The organism is Luteimonas saliphila, from assembly GCF_016774335.1.
In the GTDB taxonomy this organism is placed as follows: Bacteria; Pseudomonadota; Gammaproteobacteria; order Xanthomonadales; family Xanthomonadaceae; genus Luteimonas; species Luteimonas saliphila.
This window is the reverse complement of record NZ_JAETWA010000014.1, coordinates 159,400-179,392: the sequence shown is the minus strand read 5'-3', so window position 1 is coordinate 179,392 and position 19,993 is coordinate 159,400. Positions and strand designations below refer to the sequence as shown.

At 69.2% G+C, this 19,993-nt stretch carries 19 protein-coding genes and 1 pseudogene; 15 read left to right on the top strand and 5 right to left on the bottom strand.

The features are described from left to right. Window positions 1–154: 154 nt before the first annotated feature. Both JMO03_RS03880 and JMO03_RS03875 read left to right on the top strand, forming a co-directional pair. Window positions 155–385 carry a DUF6116 family protein gene (locus tag JMO03_RS03880; protein WP_202840412.1) on the top strand — a complete coding sequence of 77 codons (231 nt, stop codon included), beginning with the start codon at window positions 155–157 and terminating at the stop codon, window positions 383–385. A gap of 24 nt (window positions 386–409) precedes the next feature. After that, complete coding sequence (locus tag JMO03_RS03875) at window positions 410–1,216, top strand: TatD family hydrolase (protein WP_202840410.1); 807 nt, start codon at window positions 410–412, stop codon at window positions 1,214–1,216. Window positions 1,217–1,432: 216 nt separating this feature from the next. Here the strand turns inward: JMO03_RS03875 and JMO03_RS03870 are convergent, their stop codons facing one another. Then, window positions 1,433–2,227: a tRNA threonylcarbamoyladenosine dehydratase gene (locus JMO03_RS03870; protein WP_202840408.1), complete on the bottom strand. Its 795-nt coding sequence runs from the start codon at window positions 2,225–2,227 to the stop codon at window positions 1,433–1,435. Window positions 2,228–2,288: 61 nt separating this feature from the next. Here JMO03_RS03870 and JMO03_RS03865 point away from each other — a divergent pair, with 61 nt between their 5' ends. Next, on the top strand, window positions 2,289–2,759 hold the full coding sequence (locus JMO03_RS03865) for a cytochrome c (RefSeq protein ID WP_202840405.1): 471 nt from the start codon (window positions 2,289–2,291) through the stop codon (window positions 2,757–2,759). Window positions 2,760–2,931: 172 nt separating this feature from the next. After that, window positions 2,932–3,402 (top strand): peptidoglycan-associated outer membrane lipoprotein precursor, encoded by a 471-nt coding sequence (locus JMO03_RS03860; protein ID WP_202840626.1) that lies wholly within the window; start codon window positions 2,932–2,934, stop codon window positions 3,400–3,402. 152 nt (window positions 3,403–3,554) lie between these two features. Here the strand turns inward: JMO03_RS03860 and JMO03_RS03855 are convergent, their stop codons facing one another. Next, the gene (locus JMO03_RS03855) at window positions 3,555–3,797 is read right to left on the bottom strand and encodes a hypothetical protein (protein WP_202840398.1); all 243 of its coding nucleotides are present in this window, start codon (window positions 3,795–3,797) and stop codon (window positions 3,555–3,557) included. A gap of 362 nt (window positions 3,798–4,159) precedes the next feature. Here JMO03_RS03855 and JMO03_RS03850 point away from each other — a divergent pair, with 362 nt between their 5' ends. The 4 genes from JMO03_RS03850 (at window position 4,160) to JMO03_RS03835 (ending at window position 8,426) form a co-directional block, all read left to right on the top strand. Continuing rightward, the gene (locus tag JMO03_RS03850; protein ID WP_202840396.1) at window positions 4,160–4,663 is read left to right on the top strand and encodes a DUF456 domain-containing protein; all 504 of its coding nucleotides are present in this window, start codon (window positions 4,160–4,162) and stop codon (window positions 4,661–4,663) included. 53 nt (window positions 4,664–4,716) lie between these two features. Then, a complete protein-coding gene (locus JMO03_RS03845; RefSeq protein WP_202840394.1) occupies window positions 4,717–5,889 on the top strand; it encodes a mechanosensitive ion channel family protein in 1,173 nt (390 codons plus the stop codon). After that, a complete protein-coding gene (locus JMO03_RS03840) occupies window positions 5,886–7,043 on the top strand; it encodes a phospholipase A (protein ID WP_202840392.1) in 1,158 nt (385 codons plus the stop codon). Before JMO03_RS03845 ends, JMO03_RS03840 begins: the two co-directional genes overlap by 4 nt. A gap of 117 nt (window positions 7,044–7,160) precedes the next feature. After that, window positions 7,161–8,426: a phospholipase D-like domain-containing protein gene (locus tag JMO03_RS03835; protein ID WP_202840385.1), complete on the top strand. Its 1,266-nt coding sequence runs from the start codon at window positions 7,161–7,163 to the stop codon at window positions 8,424–8,426. Window positions 8,427–8,436: 10 nt separating this feature from the next. Here JMO03_RS03835 and JMO03_RS03830 read toward each other — a convergent pair whose 3' ends face one another. The 3 genes from JMO03_RS03830 to JMO03_RS03820 form a co-directional block, all read right to left on the bottom strand. After that, window positions 8,437–9,072: a glutathione S-transferase family protein gene (locus JMO03_RS03830; protein WP_202840384.1), complete on the bottom strand. Its 636-nt coding sequence runs from the start codon at window positions 9,070–9,072 to the stop codon at window positions 8,437–8,439. A gap of 351 nt (window positions 9,073–9,423) precedes the next feature. Beyond that, the gene (locus JMO03_RS03825; RefSeq protein ID WP_337926352.1) at window positions 9,424–10,959 is read right to left on the bottom strand and encodes a fumarate hydratase; all 1,536 of its coding nucleotides are present in this window, start codon (window positions 10,957–10,959) and stop codon (window positions 9,424–9,426) included. Between the two features lie 207 nt (window positions 10,960–11,166). Then, entirely contained in the window at window positions 11,167–12,180 is a 1,014-nt protein-coding gene (locus JMO03_RS03820) for a LacI family DNA-binding transcriptional regulator (RefSeq protein ID WP_202840381.1), read from the bottom strand. 97 nt (window positions 12,181–12,277) lie between these two features. Between JMO03_RS03820 and JMO03_RS03815 the strand changes: the two genes are divergently transcribed. From JMO03_RS03815 to JMO03_RS03790, 7 genes and pseudogenes are all read left to right on the top strand, one after another. Beyond that, window positions 12,278–13,330 carry a sugar phosphate isomerase/epimerase family protein gene (locus tag JMO03_RS03815; protein ID WP_202840379.1) on the top strand — a complete coding sequence of 351 codons (1,053 nt, stop codon included), beginning with the start codon at window positions 12,278–12,280 and terminating at the stop codon, window positions 13,328–13,330. Between the two features lie 43 nt (window positions 13,331–13,373). After that, on the top strand, window positions 13,374–14,597 hold the full coding sequence (locus tag JMO03_RS03810; RefSeq protein WP_202840377.1) for a nucleoside permease: 1,224 nt from the start codon (window positions 13,374–13,376) through the stop codon (window positions 14,595–14,597). 10 nt (window positions 14,598–14,607) lie between these two features. Then, window positions 14,608–15,732 (top strand): Gfo/Idh/MocA family protein, encoded by a 1,125-nt coding sequence (locus tag JMO03_RS03805; protein WP_202840375.1) that lies wholly within the window; start codon window positions 14,608–14,610, stop codon window positions 15,730–15,732. 252 nt (window positions 15,733–15,984) lie between these two features. Further along, window positions 15,985–16,821, top strand: a pseudogene (locus tag JMO03_RS20995) (sugar phosphate isomerase/epimerase family protein); the annotation flags it as partial. Between the two features lie 15 nt (window positions 16,822–16,836). Next, window positions 16,837–17,460 (top strand): 3-keto-disaccharide hydrolase, encoded by a 624-nt coding sequence (locus JMO03_RS20990; RefSeq protein ID WP_238345885.1) that lies wholly within the window; start codon window positions 16,837–16,839, stop codon window positions 17,458–17,460. Next, on the top strand, window positions 17,457–19,136 hold the full coding sequence (locus JMO03_RS03795; RefSeq protein WP_202840371.1) for a GMC family oxidoreductase: 1,680 nt from the start codon (window positions 17,457–17,459) through the stop codon (window positions 19,134–19,136). The genes JMO03_RS20990 and JMO03_RS03795 overlap by 4 nt, the downstream gene beginning before the upstream one ends. Further along, window positions 19,136–19,924, top strand: a complete 789-nt coding sequence (locus JMO03_RS03790; protein WP_202840369.1) for a gluconate 2-dehydrogenase subunit 3 family protein — start codon at window positions 19,136–19,138, stop codon at window positions 19,922–19,924. The genes JMO03_RS03795 and JMO03_RS03790 overlap by 1 nt, the downstream gene beginning before the upstream one ends. Window positions 19,925–19,993: the final 69 nt, after the last annotated feature.

Below are 19,993 nucleotides of genomic sequence, written 5' to 3'. Positions count from 1 at the left end.
GTCTGTGCCCGCATCCGAATCTGCGAGGTGATTGCAGCATTGCCAACCTGAACGAGGACCGCAGAAGTTCCCGGCAAGCTGACGCGGCAATGAATCGCCAGCGGTCGCGGGTCGTGCTAGCGTCGTCGCCACTGCCTCTGCCGGAGTCCCGCGCATGGCCAACCCGCTGCTGCTGCCGCTGCTCAACTGGGCGCGGGGATTGCGCTACCCGACCCTGTTCAAGGTCACCGCGATCGCGTTCGCGATCAGCGTGCTCTGGCCGTTCGACCCGATCCCTTTCATCGACGAGATCGTGCTCGGCCTCGGCACGCTGTTGCTGGCGAACTGGAAGAATCGCAAGCCGCCGGCATCCGCGGTCGAGGGCGAGGCGACGCGCCGTTCCTGAGCGCCCGCCGCGCCGCGGCCCGCCATGCTGCTGATCGACAGCCATTGCCATCTCGATGCCCCGGAGTTCGACGGCGACCGCGATGCCGTCGTCGCCCGCGCCCACGCGGCCGGCGTGCGCTCCCAGGTGATCCCTGCCGTGCAGGCGGAGGCATGGCCGAAGCTGCGCGATCTCTGCCGCACGACGCCGGGCCTGTATCCGGCCTATGGACTGCACCCGATGTATCTCGCGGCGCATCTGCCCGGGCACCTGCAGGACCTGCGTGCCTGGATCGAGCGCGAGCGCCCGGTCGCCGTGGGCGAGTGCGGGCTGGACTACTTCGTCGACGGCCTCGACCGCGACGCGCAGCAGGCCTGCTTCGAAGGCCAGTTGCGGCTTGCGCGCGAGTTCGACCTGCCGGTGATCGTACATGCGCGCCGTGCGGTCGACGCCGTGATCGCGACCCTGCGCCGCATCGGCGGGCTGCGCGGCGTGGTCCACAGTTGGTCGGGCAGCGAGGAACAGGCGCGGCAACTGTGGCGACTCGACTTCCTGCTCGGCATCGGCGGGCCGGTCACGTACGAACGCGCCAGGAGACTGCGCCGGCTGGTGGCGGCCATGCCGCTGCAGCACCTGCTGCTGGAAACCGACGCACCCGACCAGCCCGACGCAGGGATCCGCGGCCAGCGCAACGAACCGGCACGCCTGGCGGCCGTGCTGGAGGCGGTAGCGACATTGCGCGAGGTCGATCCGGAAGAGATCGCCCGGGCGACCAGCGTCAATGCCGCGCGCCTGTTCGGCCTGCCGCCGCCACGGGATCCGCCTGACGAAGTCGCGACGGCTGCTCGCTGAGCAGGGATGCGCGTCCGGCCGGGGCCGCGCTTCCTCCGCGCGGCGCGTACTGCAACCGTGTTCCGGACGGTGCGGCGGTCGTCGACACGATCCGTGCGGGCCCGGAATCAGCTCCCCCGGTTCGTCTGGTATCGCGTTCTCAAGTGGCTGGCGTGACTCGCGAGCGGATCGCGTCTGCATCCGCAACGCCGTGCGCCAGGCCGCACACAGGCGCAGCTATGGACGCTGCGGCTTGAGCAGGATCTCCAGGGTCTTGCCCGCGGCGGCAAAGGCGAAGGCACCGGTGATGTGGGTGGCCGCACCCAGTCCAGCGCCGCAGTCGAGCTTCAGCGCGGCGTCCGGCCCCGCCGGGGGCCGCGTCCCGCAGACCGAACCATCGGCTTGCGGATACTTCACGTTCTCGAGCGAATACACAGCCGGCACGCCGAAGTAACGGTCGCGGTTCTTCGGGAAACTGAATTCGCCGCGCAGCTTCTTGCGGATCAGGGCCAGCATCGCATCGTGCTCGGTGCGCGAGAGGTCGCGCACGCGCACCAGGGTAGGATCGGTGCGCCCGCCCGCGGCCCCGACGGTCAGCACCGGCAGCTTGCGCCGCCGGCACCACGCGATCAGCTCGACCTTGCTGCGGAAGCTGTCGCAGGCGTCGACCACCAGGTCGAAGCCGCGATCGAGCAGTTCCTCGAGGTTACCGGGCGTGAGGAACGCCGGCACCACGTCGAGCGAGACCGCGGGGTTGATCGCCCGGCAGCGTTCGGCCATCGCCTCGGCCTTGTTGCGGCCGAACTGACCGTCGAGCGCCGGCAACTGGCGGTTGGTGTTGGACAGGCACAGGTCGTCGGCGTCGATCAGCGACAGGTGCCCGACTGCGCTGCGCGCCAGCGCCTCGACCAGCCACGAACCCACCCCGCCGAGGCCCACAACCCCCACCCGCACGCCGCGCAGGCGCTCGACCGCGCCGCGGCCGTACAGCCGGTCGATCCCGGCAAACCGCTCGCTCCAGACCTGTTCCATCCTGCAAGTCTAGCCGGCGGGACCGCGTGCTATCGTCGCCGTGCCCGTTATGGAGTCCGCCATGTCGACCACGCCACCGCCCGCATCCGCATCCGGGCCAGGACGCAAACCGCCGTCGGCCGCGTCGAAGTACCTGTTCGTATTCCTGCTGGGCTTGGTGATCGGCATCGTGGCGGTGGTGATGCTTCTGCGCACCCTGGAGTCGCGAAAGACCTGGCGCGACCACTACCCCGATGCGCTGATGCACCTGCTCTCGGCACAGGCCGCGCAGATGCGCGAGAACGCGACCGCCAACCGCTGCAGCCCCACCGACACCCTGCCCCACCTGCAGGCGCTGCGCACCCTGGGTAACGATTTCGAGCGTGCGTTGCCGGAGCTGCGCGACGACCAGCGCTTCGTCGCGCACGCGGCCCAGTTCCGTGGCGAGCTCGACGCCGCGCTGTCCGCACCGCCCGTGGGCTGCCAGGGCGTCACCCAGGCTGCCGACAAGGTCGGCGAGGCCTGCAAGGCCTGCCACCAGGACTTCCGCTGACGCCGGGCGCAACGCCGACCGCAACGGCTGAACCGCGACTGCATGGGTTCGCCGGGATGGCCCGGGTTTGCGGGGAGATTGCCGCGACGTTCACCGGGCGAAGCCTAGTGTCCGACCCGTGCCGCGTTGCGCGCGGCCCGTCGTCCACGAAGTCGAGGAGTTACCGATGAGCATCCGCATGCGCATGACCTGTGTCGCCACGATCGCCACGCTGGCCCTCGCCGGCTGCGCCAGCACATCCCCCGGCTACGGTCCGGGTTACGGCAGTACCGGCACCGCGCCGGCTTCGGGTCGCTGCTACGACTGCGGCACGGTGGTCGCCATCGAAACCTCGGCCGCGGGCGGCACCAACGTCGCCGGACCGGTACTCGGCGGCATCGTCGGCGCGGTCGCGGCCAAGGAGCTCGCACGCCGCAACACCGACAGCGAGGGCCGGCGCAATGTCGCGATCGCCGCGGGTGCGGCCGGCGGCGCGGTCGCCGGCAACGCCATCCAGAACCGGGTGGAAGCCAATCGCAGCGGCTACACGGTCCACGTCCGCATGGACGATGGGCGCACCACCGCCGTGCACCAGGCCGATCTTGGCGGGATTCGCGAAGGCTCCTACGTCCGCGTCCAGAACGGGCGCGCCTGGGTCTACTGAGTCCGGACGCTGTCTGTCGTCCCGACGCCGCCGGCCGCACGCGACCGGCGGCGTCTTCTTGTCCGTCCCCGGGGTGAACCGCGCAAGGTCCGCCCCGCATCCTCGCGGCCCATCTCGGACGAGTCGTATCCGTGTGGTGCCACCAAGGCCCGTCAGAGATGGGTGCCGCCGCCGCCCTGCGGCTCGTGCCACCCGGGATCGAGGTGGGCGCTGTCGGGATCGGCGCTGTCGACGAGGAAACTGATCTGCTGGCCGACGAACGGCGACGGCCCGCCCATCGCGACGAAGTCGGCGCTGCCGAAGCGGATGTCGCCGCCGCCGACCCGGCCCACGAGTACCTGGCCCGCGCCTTCGTTGATGCTCTTGACGGTGCCAGTCTGACGCTCCGACGACATGGTGATTCTCCCCGACAGGTGATGGAACAGGTGGTTGGAAACGCGCGTCCCGCGCGTTTCCAGGTCGAGAGTCCGACGCATGTCCGGACCCGCTCGCGACGAATCAGGTGCCTGCCCGCGCGCCTGGTCGTCGTGGCCTTTCCTGGCCGGGCCGACGGGCGCTTGCTCGGCAGCCTGTGCCGGCCATGGGTCGCCGGCGACGGATGCCCCGTGCGCGTGCGTGTGCGCCTGTGCCACAACAGACAACGCGGCCGCCGGCCCCGGGCGGTCACGCCTCCCGCATTCGCAGGAAAAACGGGCGCCAGCCCGACGCCTTTGCCAGAATGGGCCGACCGACGGCATCCGCCGTCCACGGAGTTCCCATGGAAGCGCAATCGATCTACTACGCCGTCGCGGTGCTTCTGGTGCTGGCCGGTCTGGCCGGGATCCTGCTGCCGGCGTTGCCGGGCCTGCCGCTGGTGTTCGCGGGCATGCTGCTGGCCGCGTGGGCGGGTGGATTCGAACAGATCGGGGGGTGGACGGTCCTGTTGCTCGCGGCGCTCACCCTGATCTCCATCGGCGTCGACTTCCTCGCCTCCGCCGCCGGCGCCAAGCGCGTCGGAGCGAGCCGGCTGGCGGTCGTCGGGGCGCTGGTGGGAACCGTGGTCGGGCTGTTCTTCGGGCTGGTGGGCGTGTTCGTCGGCCCGTTCGTGGGCGCGGTATTCGGCGAACTGGTCGCGCGCCGCGGCATCGGACACCGCGACCTCGGCCAGGCGACCAGGGTCGGCATCGGCACCTGGTTCGGGATCTTCGTCGGCACCGTGCTGAAGATCACCATTGCGTTCGCGATGGTCGGTATCTTCGCGCTGGCCTGGTGGACCGATTGACGCCGCCTTGTCGGTGCGGCGATAGACTGCCGGTTTCCCCGCCCCGCCCCCGCATGCCTGCGTTCCACTTCGCTCCCGGGCTCGCAGCCCGAACCATCGTGCTGTCGGCGTTGCTGCTCGCCGGCGTGCTGTCCGTCGTTCCGGTCGAGGCGATGCAGGCGGCCGCCGATGCCGCCGTGCCCGCACAGCCGCCCGCGACCGCCGCACCGGCCGTGCCCCCGCCCGACGACGATATCCGCGGACGCTTCGACTTCACCTTCGACCGGGTGGCCGCGCGGCTTGCCGAACTGGTGGCGAAGCTGCCGCTGCTGCTCGCCGCGCTGTTGATCGTCGCCTTCTCCGCGTGGCTGGGCGGCTTCGTGTCTCGGCGGCTGCACCTGCTGCGGCTGCGGACCCACAACCCCTACATGGACGGGCTGATCCGCAACGTCCTGCGTGCGCTGCTGATCCTGTTCGGCGTGCTGCTGGCGCTGGATCTGCTCAACGCCACGGCCCTGGTCACCGCCGTGCTGGGGTCGGCCGGCGTCATCGGCCTGGTGCTCGGCTTCGCCTTCAAGGACATCGCCGAGAACTACGTCGCCGGCGTGTTGCTCAGCCTGCGCCAGCCGTTCGCGCCGGGCGACCACGTGGTGGTCGACGGCAACGAGGGCAAGGTGGTCGCGCTGCACTCGCGCTCGACCCTGCTGATGACGCTCGACGGCAACGAACTGCGGCTGCCGAACGCGCTGGTGTTCAAGGCCATCATCCTCAACTACAGCCGCAATCCGAAGCGGCGCTTCGATTTCACCGTGACCATCGATGTCGGCCAGTCGATCCGGATGGCGCAGTCGCTGGGACTCGAGCAGGTGTGCCGGATCGAGGGACTGCTCTCCGACCCCGGCCCGTCGTGGAGCGTGAAGGAGTTCACGCCCGGCGGCATCGTGCTGCGCTTCTTCGGCTGGATCGACCAGCGCCACAGCGACCTGGGCAAGGTTCGCAGCGAGGCGATCCGCCTGGTCAAGACGGCCTTTGCGCACGCCGGCATCGAGGGGCCGCGTACGACCTACCACCTGCTGACCGCACGCGAGCAGAGCGGCGCCGCGCAGGCGCGTGAGCATGCCGAACCGGTGCACGGCGCCGAGGCCGATACCTCGGTCAACCGCGACATCGACGAACAACTGGCTCAAGCGCAACAAGCGGCCGACGGCGGCGTCAACCTCCTCGAACGCCGGTCCGACGCCAGATGAACCCGATGTACGCCCCGACCGCAGCCCTGGCCCTGCTGGCGCTCGCATCGGCGCCGGCCCTGGCGCAGTCGGACGCTGATCCTTCGCTGGAAACCTGCGTTGCGATCGAAACCGATGCCGCGCGGCTCGCGTGCTACGACACGCTCGCCCGGCGCGATTCGGCCGGTCCGCTCGAAGCGGACCTCGCCGCGGCCCGCGCGCGCGCAGCGCGGGATGCGCAGGCGGGAGACGACGCGGCGCCGGGCCGCGGCCGCGCGAGGCGCGCGAACGACCTGTTCCGGCACGACGACGAGATCGGCCAGGCGCTGGCCAATGCCGGGCGCGGATCGCTGCTCGACAGCCGCTGGGAACTGGCCCGCGACTCGAAGCTCGGGATCTTCAACTTCCGCGTCTACAAACCGGTGTACCTGATGCCCGCGTTCTGGACCTCGCGGACCAACGAGCTGCCGTTCTCGCCCAACCCGGACAATACCGTCACCCAGGCGACCGGGCAGGAGGCGATCGAGACCAAGTTCCAGCTGAGCTTCAAGACCAAGGCGGTGGAGAACCTGTTCGGCGACAACGGCGACCTCTGGATGGGATACACGCAGTCCTCGCGCTGGCAGGTCTACAACGCGGACGCGTCGCGGCCGTTCCGGGAGACCAACTACGAGCCGGAGATCCTGCTGGTGTTCCGCAACGCCTACAGCCTCGGCGACTGGAAGGGACGCATGGCCGCGATCGGCATCAACCACCAGTCCAACGGCCGCGGCGACCCGCTCTCGCGCAGCTGGAACCGGATCATGTTCAACATCGGCCTGGACCGCGAGGACTGGGCGCTGATGCTGCGTCCCTGGATCCGGGTGTCCGACGGCGACGACGACGACAACCCCGGCATGGAGGATTACATCGGCCGCGGCGACGCCACACTCACCCATGTGCGCGGGCGCAACGAGTTCTCGCTGATGGCGCGGCATTCGCTGCGCGGCGGCGACCGCTCGCACGGCGCGGTCCAGTTCGACTGGGGTTTCCCGATCCACCATTCGTTGCCCATGCGCGGCCGCCTGCAGCTCTTCCACGGCTACGGCGAGAGCCTGATCGACTACAACCACAAGGCGACCTACCTGGGCCTCGGGGTTTCCCTGCAGGAGTGGTTCGAGCCGCATGTCGACTGAGCCGCCCGCGGCGACGGCTTCACGCAGCCATGGCGGCCAACCCGGCACAGTGCCGCGCCGCGTCCGAACGGCCCTTTCGCACTGCCCATGCCCACCCTTCGCCGGAGCCGCCGCCGCATGACCTGGGTCATCGTCGTGACGATCGTGCTGACGATCCTGGTCGTGGTGCTGGCGATGAACTTCGCCACGCCCGAGAAGAAGGTCGAGAAGAAGGTCGAGCACCGGCATGCGGTCTCCGACCCCCAGTTCCGGCGCGAGATGTCGGTGCTGCTGGGCCCTTCGATCCTGGCCGGCAACCACATCGAGGACTTCCAGAACGGCGACCAGATCTTCCCGGCGATGCTCGAGGCGATCCGTGGCGCCCGGCGCACCATCACCATGGAAACCTACATCTACTGGTCCGGCGAGATCGGCAAGGAGTTCGCCGAAGCCCTGTCCGCGCGCGCACGCGACGGCGTCGCCGTGCACCTGGTGGTCGACTGGGTCGGCAGCATCAAGATGGATGAGCAGCTGCTGTCGCTGATGGAAGACGCGGGCGTGCGCGTCGAGCGCTACCGGCCGCTGCACTGGTACAACCTGGGGCGCATGAACAACCGTACCCACCGCAAGCTGCTGGTGGTCGACGGCCGGATCGGCTTCACCGGCGGCGTCGGCATCGCCGACCAGTGGACGGGCCACGCCCAGGATCCCGACCACTGGCGCGAGAGCCACTTCCGCATCGGGGGACCGGCCGTGGCGCAGATGCAGTCGGCCTTCAACGACAACTGGATCAAGACCACCGGCGAACTGCTCAACGGGCCGGAGTATTTCCCGGAACTCGAGCGCGCCGGCGATATGGACGCGCACCTGTTCATCGCCTCGCCGGCCGGGGGCAGCGAGAGCATGCACCTGATGTATCTCTCGGCGATCGCCGCGGCCACGCGCAGCATCGACCTGTCCGCCGCCTATTTCGTGCCCGACGAGCTGATCGCGGACGCACTGCTGGCGGCGCGCAGGCGGGGGGTGCGGGTTCGGGTGCTGCTGCCGGGCGAGCACATCGACTCGGACACGGTGAAGCTCTCGTCGAAGGCCTCGTGGGGGCCGCTGCTGGAGGGCGGGGTCGAGATCCACGAGTACCAGCCGACCATGACCCACGTGAAGCTGCTGGTGGTGGACGGCGAACTGGTGTCGGTGGGTTCGACGAATTTCGACATCCGTTCGTTCCGGCTCAACGACGAGGCCAGCCTCAACGTCTACGACCGCGACTTCGCGGCGAAGATGACCGCGGTGTTCGAGGACGACCTGGGGCGGGCGAAGCAGTACAGCCTGGCGATGTGGGCGAACCGGCCGCTGTCGGAGAAGTTCGCCGAGAAAGTGGTAAGGCCGCTGCGCTCGCAGCTGTAGCGGGCGGCGCTCAGGTCCAGTCGACGAGGCCTTCGCGGCGGTAGACCTCGGCGAAGGAAGGCAATGCCTTCATCCGCGCCGCGTGCGCGGCCAGCGCCGGCCAGCCGTCGCTGGGTCGCGGCATGTTGCGCGACCAGCGCATCAGCATGGTCAGCAGGAAATCGGCGGCGCTGCGCCGCCCGCCGAGCAGGTAGGGGCCGTGCTCGGCGAGATGGTCGGACACCTGTTGCCAGGCACGCTCGACGACTCCGCGCGCCGACTCGCGCACCCGTTCCACGTTCTCCGGGCCGGCCGGCTCGTCCGGATAGAACCAGTTGCGGTAGGCCGGCATCAGCGTGTAGGCGCAGAACAGCATCCAGCGGTAGTAGTCGCCGCGCGCGGACGTGCCGACGTCAGGCGCCAGTCCAGCCTGCGGATGCAGGTCGGCGAGCTGCATGACGATCGCCGCCGACTCGGTCAGCACCTGCCCGTCCACGACCAGCGCCGGCACCCGGCCCTGCGGATTGATCGCGAGGTAGTCCGGCGATTTCTGCTCGTGCCGCCCGAAGTCGAGCATGCGCAGCTCGTGTTCGACCCCGAGCTCGATCAGCAGCCAGTGGACGACGAGGGAGGCGCTGCTGGGAGAACCATAGAGGACGATCGACATGGGCTTCGCACGCATCGGGGAGCTGCGATTATCGCCTGCGCCTGCGTCGTCGAACACCGGGCGATCCCCGTGCCCCGGCGCGCCGCCCGGATGCGGCCAGCCTGCGATGGCCCCGCGCAAGGAGGGTGCGCCGTGCGGGATTCCTCACCCGCTGCGCGAGTTCGGAATGACAGGCCTTTTCCAGTCGAAATGAAAGGTCGTCCAGTTGAAATGACAGGCCTTTCCATTCGGAACGACAGGCGTTTCCAGTCGGAACGCCAGGCATTTTTTCCAGTTGGAACGACGGGCTCGATCTGCAGAAACCTGTCATTTCGACCGAAGGGAGAAATCCAACGACCGGCCGCGCGATGCTCAGGCGATCTCGACCACCGGGATCCTCCCGATCCTGGCCTGCCATTCGCGCGGCCCGGTGACGTGCACCGACGTGCCGTTCGAATCGACCGCCACCGTGACCGGCATGTCGCGCACTTCGAACTCATAGATCGCCTCCATGCCCAGGTCCTCGAACGCGACCACGCGCGCCGCGCGGATCGCCTTCGACACCAGGTAGGCCGAGCCGCCGACCGCCATCAGGTACACCGAGCGGTGCTTCCTGATCGCCTCCAGCGCCGCGGGGCCGCGTTCGGCCTTGCCGATCATGCCCAGCAGGCCGGTCTGCGACAGCACCTGCTCGGTGAACTTGTCCATGCGCGTGGCCGTGGTCGGGCCGGCCGGGCCGACGACCTCATCGCGCACCGGATCGACCGGCCCGACGTAGTAGATGAAGCGCCCGCGCAGGTCGACCGGCAGCGATTCGCCACGATCGAGCATCTCGACGATGCGCTTGTGGGCGGCGTCGCGCCCGGTGAGCATCCTGCCGTTGAGCAGCAGCACCTCGCCCGGCCTGAAGGTGGCGACGTCGTCCGTCGTGATGCTGTCGAGGTCGACCCGGCGCGCATTCTGCGGGGCGTAGGTGAGCTTTGGCCAGTCTTCCAGCGAAGGCGGATCCAGCGCCACAGGGCCGGTGCCGTCGAGGGTGAAGTGCGCGTGGCGCGTCGCGGCGCAGTTGGGGATCATCGCCACCGGCAGGTTCGCCGCGTGGGTGGGGTAATCGCGGATCTTGATGTCGAGCACGGTGGTCAGGCCGCCCAGGCCCTGTGCGCCGATGCCGAGCGCGTTGACCTTCCCGTAGAGTTCCAGCCGCAGTTCCTCGATGCGGTTCGCCGGCCCGCGTGCGATCAGGTCCTGGATGTCGATCGGCTCCATCAGCGCCTCCTTCGCGAGCAGCATCGCCTTCTCGGCGGTGCCGCCGATCCCGATGCCGAGCATGCCCGGTGGACACCAGCCGGCGCCCATCGTCGGCACCGTCTTCAGCACCCAGTCGACGATCGAATCGGACGGGTTGAGCATCGCGAACTTCGACTTCGCCTCGGAGCCGCCGCCCTTGGCCGCGACGATCACGTCGAGCCTGTCGCCCGGCACGATCTTCACGTTCACCACCGCAGGGGTGTTGTCCTTCGTGTTCACCCGCAGCCCGGCGGGATCTGCCAGCACCGAGGCGCGCAGCTTGTTGTCCGGGTGGTTGTAGGCGCGGCGCACGCCCTCGTTGACGGCGTCTTCCAGCGAGCCGCTGAAACCCTCCCAGCGCACGTCCATGCCGACTTCGAGGAACACGGTGACGATACCGGTGTCCTGGCAGATCGGGCGGTGACCCTCGGCGCACATGCGCGAGTTGATCAGGATCTGCGCCATCGCGTCCTTCGCTGCCGGCGACTCCTCGCGCTCGTATGCGGCGGCGAGGTTCCGGATGTAATCGACGGGGTGGTAGTAGCTGATGTACTGGAGGGCGTCGGCGATCGACTGGATCAGATCGTCCTGCTTGATCGTACTGACGGGAGCGTGGGTCACGGCTGGCTCGGTGGCGGGCGGAAAACGGCCCATTTTAGCCACGCCGAGCGTGCCCGGCCTGTACCGCCGAGGTCCATGCGCGCATGGATCCTTTCCGCGGCCGGCGCGATGTACGGCGCCCGCGCGTTTTGCGTCTGCCGCCAACCGGCGGAGCCGTCGGGCGCAGCGCAGGTTGCCTGGTGGCCACCTGCGCCCGGTCACAGCGCGTCAGAGGCGCCGCTCCGGTGGCGCGGCGGTCGACCCGCGCAGCATCAGGCTGAAGTCGAGGGTCTGCTGGTGCGGCACGTCGACCCCCTCGATGATGGCCAGCAGGAGCCTGGCCGCGCGGACGCCGATCTCCCGCATGGGCTGGCTGATGGTCGTCAGCGGCGGGCTCAGGTAGCGCGAGGACGCCAGGTCATCGAAACCGACCACGGAAAAGTCCTCCGGCACGCGGACGCCCAGGTCCCTGCACGCCGCGAGCACGCCCAACGCCATCTGGTCGCTGAAACAGAACGCGGCGGTGGGCGCAGGCGCCCGGGCCAGGAACTGCGTCGCGGCCGCGTGGCCGGACTCCACCGAGAAGTCGCCGGGCACCGTCGTCAGCAGGTCCACACGGCCGTGCGCCCTGGCCGCGGCCATGGCCCCTTCCAGGCGCTGCCGATGCAGCGGGTTGTCGGTCGGGCCACCCACCACGGCGATCCGCGCGTGCCCCAGCGCATACAGGTGCTCCATCGCCGTGCGCGCCGCGGCCGCGTTGTCGATGTGCACGCTGGGAATCCCCAGCGTCGGATCGAACTCGCAGCCGTTGACCACCGGCGCCGTCGCGCCGAGTTGCCGGACGATCTCCCGCGCGGTCGGCGGAAGCCGGTGCCCGAGGACGATCATGCCGTCGGCCTGGTTGCGCGGCAGCATCTGCGCGTAGCGCTCCTCGCGCTCCGCCTGGTGCTCGGTATCGCCGAGCAGGACCGCGTAGCCCGCGGCCTGTGCGGCCTCCTCCGCGCCCTTGAGGACCTGGGCGAAGAACGGGTTGCCGATGTCCGGCACCGTGATCAGGATCTTGGCGCTGCGCTGGGTCCTGAGCGTCCGGGCCACCGCATTGGGGACGTAGCCCAGCGCGGCGGCGGCCTGCTCGATGCGCTTGCGCGTGTCAGGCAGGACCTTCTCGGGCCGCGAGAGCGCGCGGGACACGGTGCCCGCCGAGACGCCGACGTACCTGGCGATGTCGTAGATGGTGGCCATGTCCCCGTCCCCGGATGCGCGCGATGCAGTGCACAACGCGTGCTCCGATCATCGCATGCTAGGATCGGATGCAATCGATTGCATCAGGTGGTTCGGCATGCGGACACTGCAGGGCCCGGCGCTGTTCCTGGCCCAGTTCATCGGCGACGAGCCTCCGTTCGACCGCCTGGACACCCTGGCCCAGTGGGCCGCCGGATTCGGCTATCGCGGCGTGCAGGTGCCGACCAGCGCGCCGCACATCTTCGATCTCGCCCAGGCCGCGGAGAGCCAGGCCTATTGCGACGACCTCGCCGGCATGCTGGCCGGCCACGGCATCCGGATCACCGAGCTGTCCACCCACCTGCAGGGCCAGCTGGTGGCCGTGCACCCGGCCTACGACGCCCTCTTCGACGGGTTCGCCCCGGAAGACCGGCGCGGCAACCCGGCCGCGCGGCAGGCCTGGGCGGTGGAACAGCTGAACCTGGCGGCTCAGGCCAGCCAGCGCCTGGGGCTCACCGCGCACGCCACCTTCTCCGGCGCACTTGCCTGGCCGTACCTCTATCCCTGGCCACAGCGCCCGCCCGGCCTGGTGGACGAGGCCTTCGCCGAACTCGGCCGCCGCTGGCGCCCGATCCTCGACGCCTTCGACGAGTGCGGCGTGGACCTGTGCTACGAGATCCATCCGGGCGAGGACCTGCACGACGGCGCGACCTTCGAGCGCTTCCTCGACGCGGTCGACCACCATCCGCGCGCGAAGATCCTCTACGACCCCAGCCACCTGCTGCTGCAGCAGATGGACTACCTGGGCTTCATCGACCGCTACCACGCGCGCATCGGCATGTTCCACGCCAAGGACGCCGAGTACCGCGCCGACGCGCGCAGCGGCGTGTATGGCGGTTACCAGGGCTGGATCGACCGCCCGGGCCGGTTCCGCTCGCTCGGAGACGGGCAGGTCGACTTCAAGGCGATCTTCTCGAAGCTGGCCCAGTACGATTTCCCCGGCTGGGCGGTCGTGGAGTGGGAGTGCTGCCTGAAGCACCCGGAGGACGGCGCGCGCGAGGGCGCGGCCTTCATCCGCGAGCACCTGATCCGCGTGACCGGACGCGCGTTCGACGACTTTGCCGATGGCGGCGCCGACCCGAAGGCGCTGCGCGGCATGCTGGGGCTTTGAATCCATACCGCTTGATGCGGGCACCACCCTGGGAGGGGATGCAATGACGGCCACGATGTCGCGCCTTGGCGTGATGATGTTCCTGCAGTTCTTCATCTGGGGCGCCTGGTTCGTGACCCTGGGCACGTACCTGGTCAATGGCCCCCTGCAGGCCAGCGCCAGCCAGGTGGCGACCGCGTTCCTCAGCCAGTCCGTCGGCGCGATCGTCGCGCCGTTCCTGGTCGGGCTGATCGCCGACCGCTACTTCGCCGCGCAGCGCATCCTCGCCCTGCTGCACCTGACCGGCGCGGCGCTGATGTGGGGGGCGTCGACGGCCACCAGCTTCAACGCGTTCTCCGGCTTCGTCTTCGGCTACATGCTGCTGTTCATGCCGACCCTGGCGCTGGCCACCAGCATCGCGATGCGGCACATGCAGTCGCCGGAGAAGCAGTTCCCGCCGGTGCGCGTGGCCGGCAGCGTCGGCTGGATCGTCGCCGGCGTGCTGATCGGCTGGCTGGGCTGGGAGCAGACCCAGCGCCTGGACCTGACCTTCAAGATGGCCGCGATCGCGTCCGCGGTGCTGGGCCTATACGCGCTGACCCTGCCGCACACGCCGCCACTGGCGCGCGAGCGGGGTGCGAAGCTGGGCGAGATCCTCGGGCTGGATGCGGCGCTGCACCTGCTCAAGTCGCGCGCCTACCTGGTGTTCTTCCTGGCCTCGATCGCGATCTGCATCCCGCTGTCGTTCTACTACAACTTCACCAACCCCTTCCTCAACGACGTGGGCGTGCGCGGCGCGGCCGGGCTGCAGTCGCTGGGCCAGGTGTCCGAAGTGCTGCTGATGCTGGCCATGCCGTTCCTGTTCGTGCGCCTGGGGGTGAAGGTGATGCTGGCGGTGGGCATGGGCGCGTGGGTGCTGCGCTACGTGATGTTCGCCTTCGGCGACGCGGACGCGGGCTTCGCGCTGCTGGTGATCGGCATCGTGCTGCACGGCATCTGCTACGACTTCTTCTTCGTCACCGGCCAGATCTACACCGACGCGCACGCCGGGCAGAAATTCCGCAGCAGCGCGCAGGGCTTCATCACCCTGGCCACCTACGGCGTGGGCATGCTCATCGGCACCTTCCTGTCGGGCGCGGTCGTGGAGTACTACACCACCGAGGCCGGCCCGGACTGGGAGCGGATCTGGCTGTTCCCGGCCGGGGTCGCGTTCGTGGTGCTGGTGGCCTTCCTGTTCCTGTTCCGCGAAGGGCGGGCGGCGACGCCTGCCGCTTCGCCCACTCACTGAGGGCCGCGCCATGGGTACGCTGGGAGTTGCCATCGTCGGCACCGGGATGATCGGCGCGGTGCATCGCCGCGCGGCGGTGCTGGCCGGCGCCACGGTGCGCGGCGTGGCCGCGTCCTCGCCCGCGCGTGCGCAGGACGTGGCGCAGGCCTGGGGCGTGGCCCGGGGCTATGGCGGAATCGAGGACGTGATCGCCGATCCGCAGGTGCAGGTCGTGCATGTGTGCACGCCCAACCACCTGCACCGATCGATGGCGCAGGCGGCGCTGGAAGCGGGCAAACACGTGGTCTGCGAGAAGCCGCTGGCCACCACCCTGGAAGACGCGCGTGCGCTGGCGGCGCTGGCCGCGTCCACCGGGCAGGTGGCCACGGTGCCCTTCGTCTACCGCTACCACCCGGTGGTGCGCGAGGCGCGTGCGCGCATCGCCCAGGGCGAACTGGGCCCGCTGCGCCTGATCCACGGCAGCTACCTGCAGGACTGGCTGCTGGATCCGGCCAGCAACAACTGGCGCGTGGACCCGGCGCTCGGCGGCGCATCGCGCGTGTTCGCCGACATCGGCTCGCACTGGTGCGACCTGGTGGAATGGGTCGGCGGCGAGCGTTTCGCCGAAGTCAGCGCCGTTTTCGAGACGGTGATCGGCGAGCGCGGCGTGGCCACCGGCAAGAGCTTCACCACGCCCGCGGCCGGCGGCGACACCCAGGCGGTGTCCAGCGAGGACGTGGCCGCGGCCATGTTCAGGACCGGCGACGGCACGCTGGCGACCGTCACCGTCAGCCAGGTCTCGGCCGGGCGCCGCAACCGCCTGTGGTTCGAGATCGACGGGGCGAAGGCCAGCGTGGCGTTCGACCAGGAGGACTGCGAGCGGCTGTGGATGGGCTATCCGGACCAGCGCGAGGAAGTCTTCGTGCGCGGCCCGGGTGCCGGCAGCGCCGAGCAACGGCGACTGTCGGTGCTGCCAGCCGGTCATGCGCAGGGCTACGCCAACTGTTTCGAGGCGTTCGTGGCCGACACCTACCGGGCGATCGCGGACGAACGCCCGGAGGGCCTGCCGACGTTCGAGGACGGCCTGCGCTCGGCGCTCATCGTCGATCGCGTCATCGCTTCTGCCAGGTCGCGCGCATGGACGCCGATCGCCTGAGTTCCCGCGGCGCGCCGGGACCCCTCGCTGGCCGCGCCGGTATCGTTTGCCTGCAGCGCGTCAAGGCAATGCTGAAAAAGTCCGGTTTGTCGTTCCGAACGCAGTGAGAAGAGCTTCACAACGGCGAAGCCGGTCAATCTCGGGAAATGAACGGCATAGATTTCTCGCTACGCTCGAAATGACAATTTTTCAGTATTGCCTTAAGCGCGGGGCGGATTCCATTCGCCGTTACCACAATCTCCGGAGGACACCATGACGATCCTTACCCTGCGCACGATCGCGACCGCGGCACTCGCGCTCTGCACCGCCCTGCCCGCCTGGGCGCAACCGGGCGATGCCGCCGCCAAGCCCGTCGCCGTGCAGATGTACACGCTGCGCAACGCCGGCTCGCTCGAAGACCAGCTGAAGATCGTCCACGACGCCGGCGTCCGCGCGGTGGAGACGGTCGGCACGCAGAATGTCCCCGCCGCGGAGCTGAAACGGCTCCTGGACAAGTACGGGATCGAGCCGATCGCGGCCCACGTGGCGCTGTCCGACCTGCAACGCGACCTGGACGAGATGGCGGCGTCCCACCGCGCCATCGGCAACACCATGCTGGTGGTGCCCTGGCTGCAGGAAGACCAGCGCCCGACCGACGCCGAAGGCTGGCGCGCGCTGGGCCGCGAACTGGGCGCCTTGGCCGCACGCCTGCAGCCGATGGGCATGCGGCTGGCATACCACAACCACGAGTTCGAGCTGGTCGACTTCGACGGCAGGACGGGGCTCGAGCTGCTGTTCGAAGCCGCGGGGCCGGCGCTTGCCGTCGAGCTGGACCTGGCCTGGGTGGCGCGCGCCGGCCACGATCCGGCGGCGTTCCTCGGCAGGTTCCCGGGGCGCGTGTACGCGGTCCACGCCAAGGACAACGCGCCGGAGGGCGAGGCGACGGAGGAACAGGGCTTCACCGCCTTGGGCCAGGGCGTGCTCGACTGGAATGCGATCCTTCCCGCCGCGGCGGACGCCGGCGTGCAGTGGTACATCATCGAGCACGACCTTCCGCGCGACGCTGCCGCCGTCGTGCGGACGGGCGCGGCCTTCCTCGCCGAGCACCTTCCCGCCGACAACCAGCTGAGCAGGCAGGAACAGGCCGAGGGGTGGCAACTCCTGTTCGACGGCAAGGACCTGTCGCAGTGGCGCACCTTCAAGCAGGAGGGGCTGAGCGAGAAGTGGGTGATCGAGGATGGCGCCATCAAGCTGACGGCTGCCGGCGGCGGCGACATCGTGACCCGGGCCCGGCACCAGGATTTCGACCTCAGGCTGGACTGGAAGATCTCGGAAGTCGGCAACAGCGGCATCTTCATCCTGGCGGATGAAACCGGCGAGCACATCTACTCGCACGCGCCGGAAATCCAGATCCTCGACAACGAGCGCCATCCCGACAACAAGCTGGACACGCATCTGTCCGGCTCCCTGTACGACATGATCGCCTCGCCCAAAGCCTCGCACAGGATCGCCGGCGAGTGGAACCGGGTGCGCATCCTGCTCGACCAGGGACAGCTGACCATCTGGCAGAACGGCGTGCGGACCGCATCGGTGGAGATCGGCAGCGCGGAGTGGAAGCGGCTGGTGGCGGCCAGCAAGTTCGCCGACTGGGCGGGATTCGCCGCCAACCGCAGCGGCCATATCGGCCTGCAGGACCACGGCGACGTGGTGTGGTTCAAGAACCTCAAGATCAAAGAACTGAAGCGATGAACGATTTCGCCCATCACGTGCTGGTCGTGGGCTCGGGCGCCGGTGGCGCCATGGCCGCGTACGAGCTGACCCGCCAGGGCCACAAGGTGCTGCTGCTGGAAGCCGGCCGCAAGTACGACCCGACCACGGAAACCCCGATGTTCCGGCTCAACGGCGACGCGCCGCTGATGGGTGCGTCCACGCCGGACAAGGATTTCGGTTTCTACGATTCCACCGTGGACGGTGGCTGGCAGGTGCCGGGCGAACCCTACACCACCGCCGAGGGCACCGAGTTCCTGTGGTGGCGCGCGCGCATGCTGGGCGGACGCACCAATCACTGGGGTCGCTATTCGCTGCGTTTCAGCGAACATGATTTCAAGGGCAAGAGCCGGGATGGCCTCGGCGCTGACTGGCCGTTCGAGTACGACGAGCTCGCTCCCTGGTACGACAAGACCGAAGCCCTGGTGGGCGTGTGCGGCACCAATACCGGCCTGGACGACATGCCGCCGTCGTCGGACGGCGTGCTGCAGCCGCCACCCATGCCCCGGATCCCGGAGCTGCTGATCGCCGCCGCCGCGAAGAAGCACGGCATCAGCGCAGTGCCGATGCACCGGGCCGTGCTGACCCGGGCGCTGGATCAGCGCGCGCCCTGCTTCTGGGCCACGCCCTGCGGTTACGGCTGCTCGATCGGCGCCGCGTTCCAAACCACCACCTCGCTGCTGCCGATGGCGCAGGCCACGGGCCACCTGCGGGTCGTCACCGACGCGATGGTCAAGACCGTGACCACCGATGCCGATGGGCGGGTCACGGGCGTCAGCTACATCGACAAGACCACCGGTACCGAGCAGCAGGTGGGCGCGAAGGTGGTGGTGCTGGCCGCCAGTGCCTGCGAGACCGCGCGCATCCTGCTCAACTCGAAAAGCGCCCGGCACCCCGGTGGACTGGCCAACTCCAGCGGCCAGGTCGGCCGCAACCTGATGGATTCGACCGGCGCGGGCCTGTCGGCGCTGGTCCCGGCCCTGATGGACCGTCCGCGCTACAACGAGGATGGCCACACCGCCAACCACCTGTTCATTCCCTGGTGGGGGCACGAGGCCCAGGCCAACGGTGACCTGGATTTTCCGCGCGGGTACCACTTCGAACTGGGCGGGCGCTTTGGCGAACCGGGCGCCTATGTCAGTGGCGACCTGCAGGGTTATGGACCGGAACTGAAGCAGCAGGTGCGCGCGCATTACGGCGCCTACGTGCACTTTGCGCTCCGCGGCGAGATGCTGCCGAACGACGATTGCTACATGGACATCGACCCGAGCGTCACGGACAAGTGGGGCATTCCGGTGCCGCGTTTCCACTGGAAATGGTCCGAGCACGAACTCAAGCAGGTCGAGCACGGCCTCAAGACCGCGAAGGCCGTCCTGGAAACCATGGGCGCGACCGTCGGCGACTTGCCTGCCGCGGAAGAGGCGATCAAGAAGGGCGGCGAGATCATCCACGAGGTGGGCACCACGCGGATGGGCGACTCACCCGAGGACTCGGTGACCAACCAGTGGGGCCAGGCCTGGGACTGCCCGAACCTGTTCGTGATGGACGGCGGCGTGTTCGCCTCCAACCCGCACAAGAACTGCACGCTGACCATCATGACGCTGGCGATGCGCAACAGCGCCTGGCTGGCTGACCAACTCAAGGCGGGGGCGCTGTGATGCGGAACCCAGACGACCAGGGCATTGCCGCCCGAACCGACAGCGACGCACCTGCGTACGCGAACAAGCTGAGCCGGCGCGATTCGCTCAAGCTGCTGGCCGCACTGGCGGCAAGCGCCATGCTGCCTGCACTGTCCGCCTGCGGGTCGCCATCGACGGGAGATGCCACCGACGGCCTCGCGGATGCGGGACACTGGCCCGAGCTGGACCTGCAGCCGGTGACGGCCAGCGGTTACGGCAAGGATCCGGACCTGATCACGCCGCCTGAAGCGCCCTGGCCGCTGACGTTGACGTCGGCCCAGCTGTCGCTGCTGGCATTGCTGTCGGACATCATCGTCCCGGCGGAAGGCAAGTCGCCGTCGGCGTCCGCCGTGCAGGTGCCGACGGTGATCGACGAATGGGTGAGTGCGCCCTACCCCGACCAGCAGCAGGACCGGCTGACCGTGCTGTCGGCCCTCGCCTGGCTCGAGGACGAAGCCGCCTTGCGCTTCTCGCAGCCGTTCACGGCGCTGGCCACGGCGCAGCAGCTGGCGATCATCGACGACATCGCCTACCGCAACGACCAGACCCCGCGGCAGTTCCAGCGCATGGCCGAGGCCTTCGTCCGGCTGCGCAACCTGGTCCTGGCCGCCTATTTCTGCACGCCGGACGGCATGGAAGACATCGGCTACATGGGCAACGTGGCGATCGCCGGGGACTACCCCGGGCCGACGCCGGAGGCCTACCGTCATCTGGAGACGGTGCTGGCGGACCTCGGGCTGAGCGAGTTCGCGTATCCCGTGGGCTGACCGTCGTGCCCGGCACCCGGGCAGCGCGCGACCGTGCCCGGGTCGCCGCATGCTGCCCGGATCGCACCC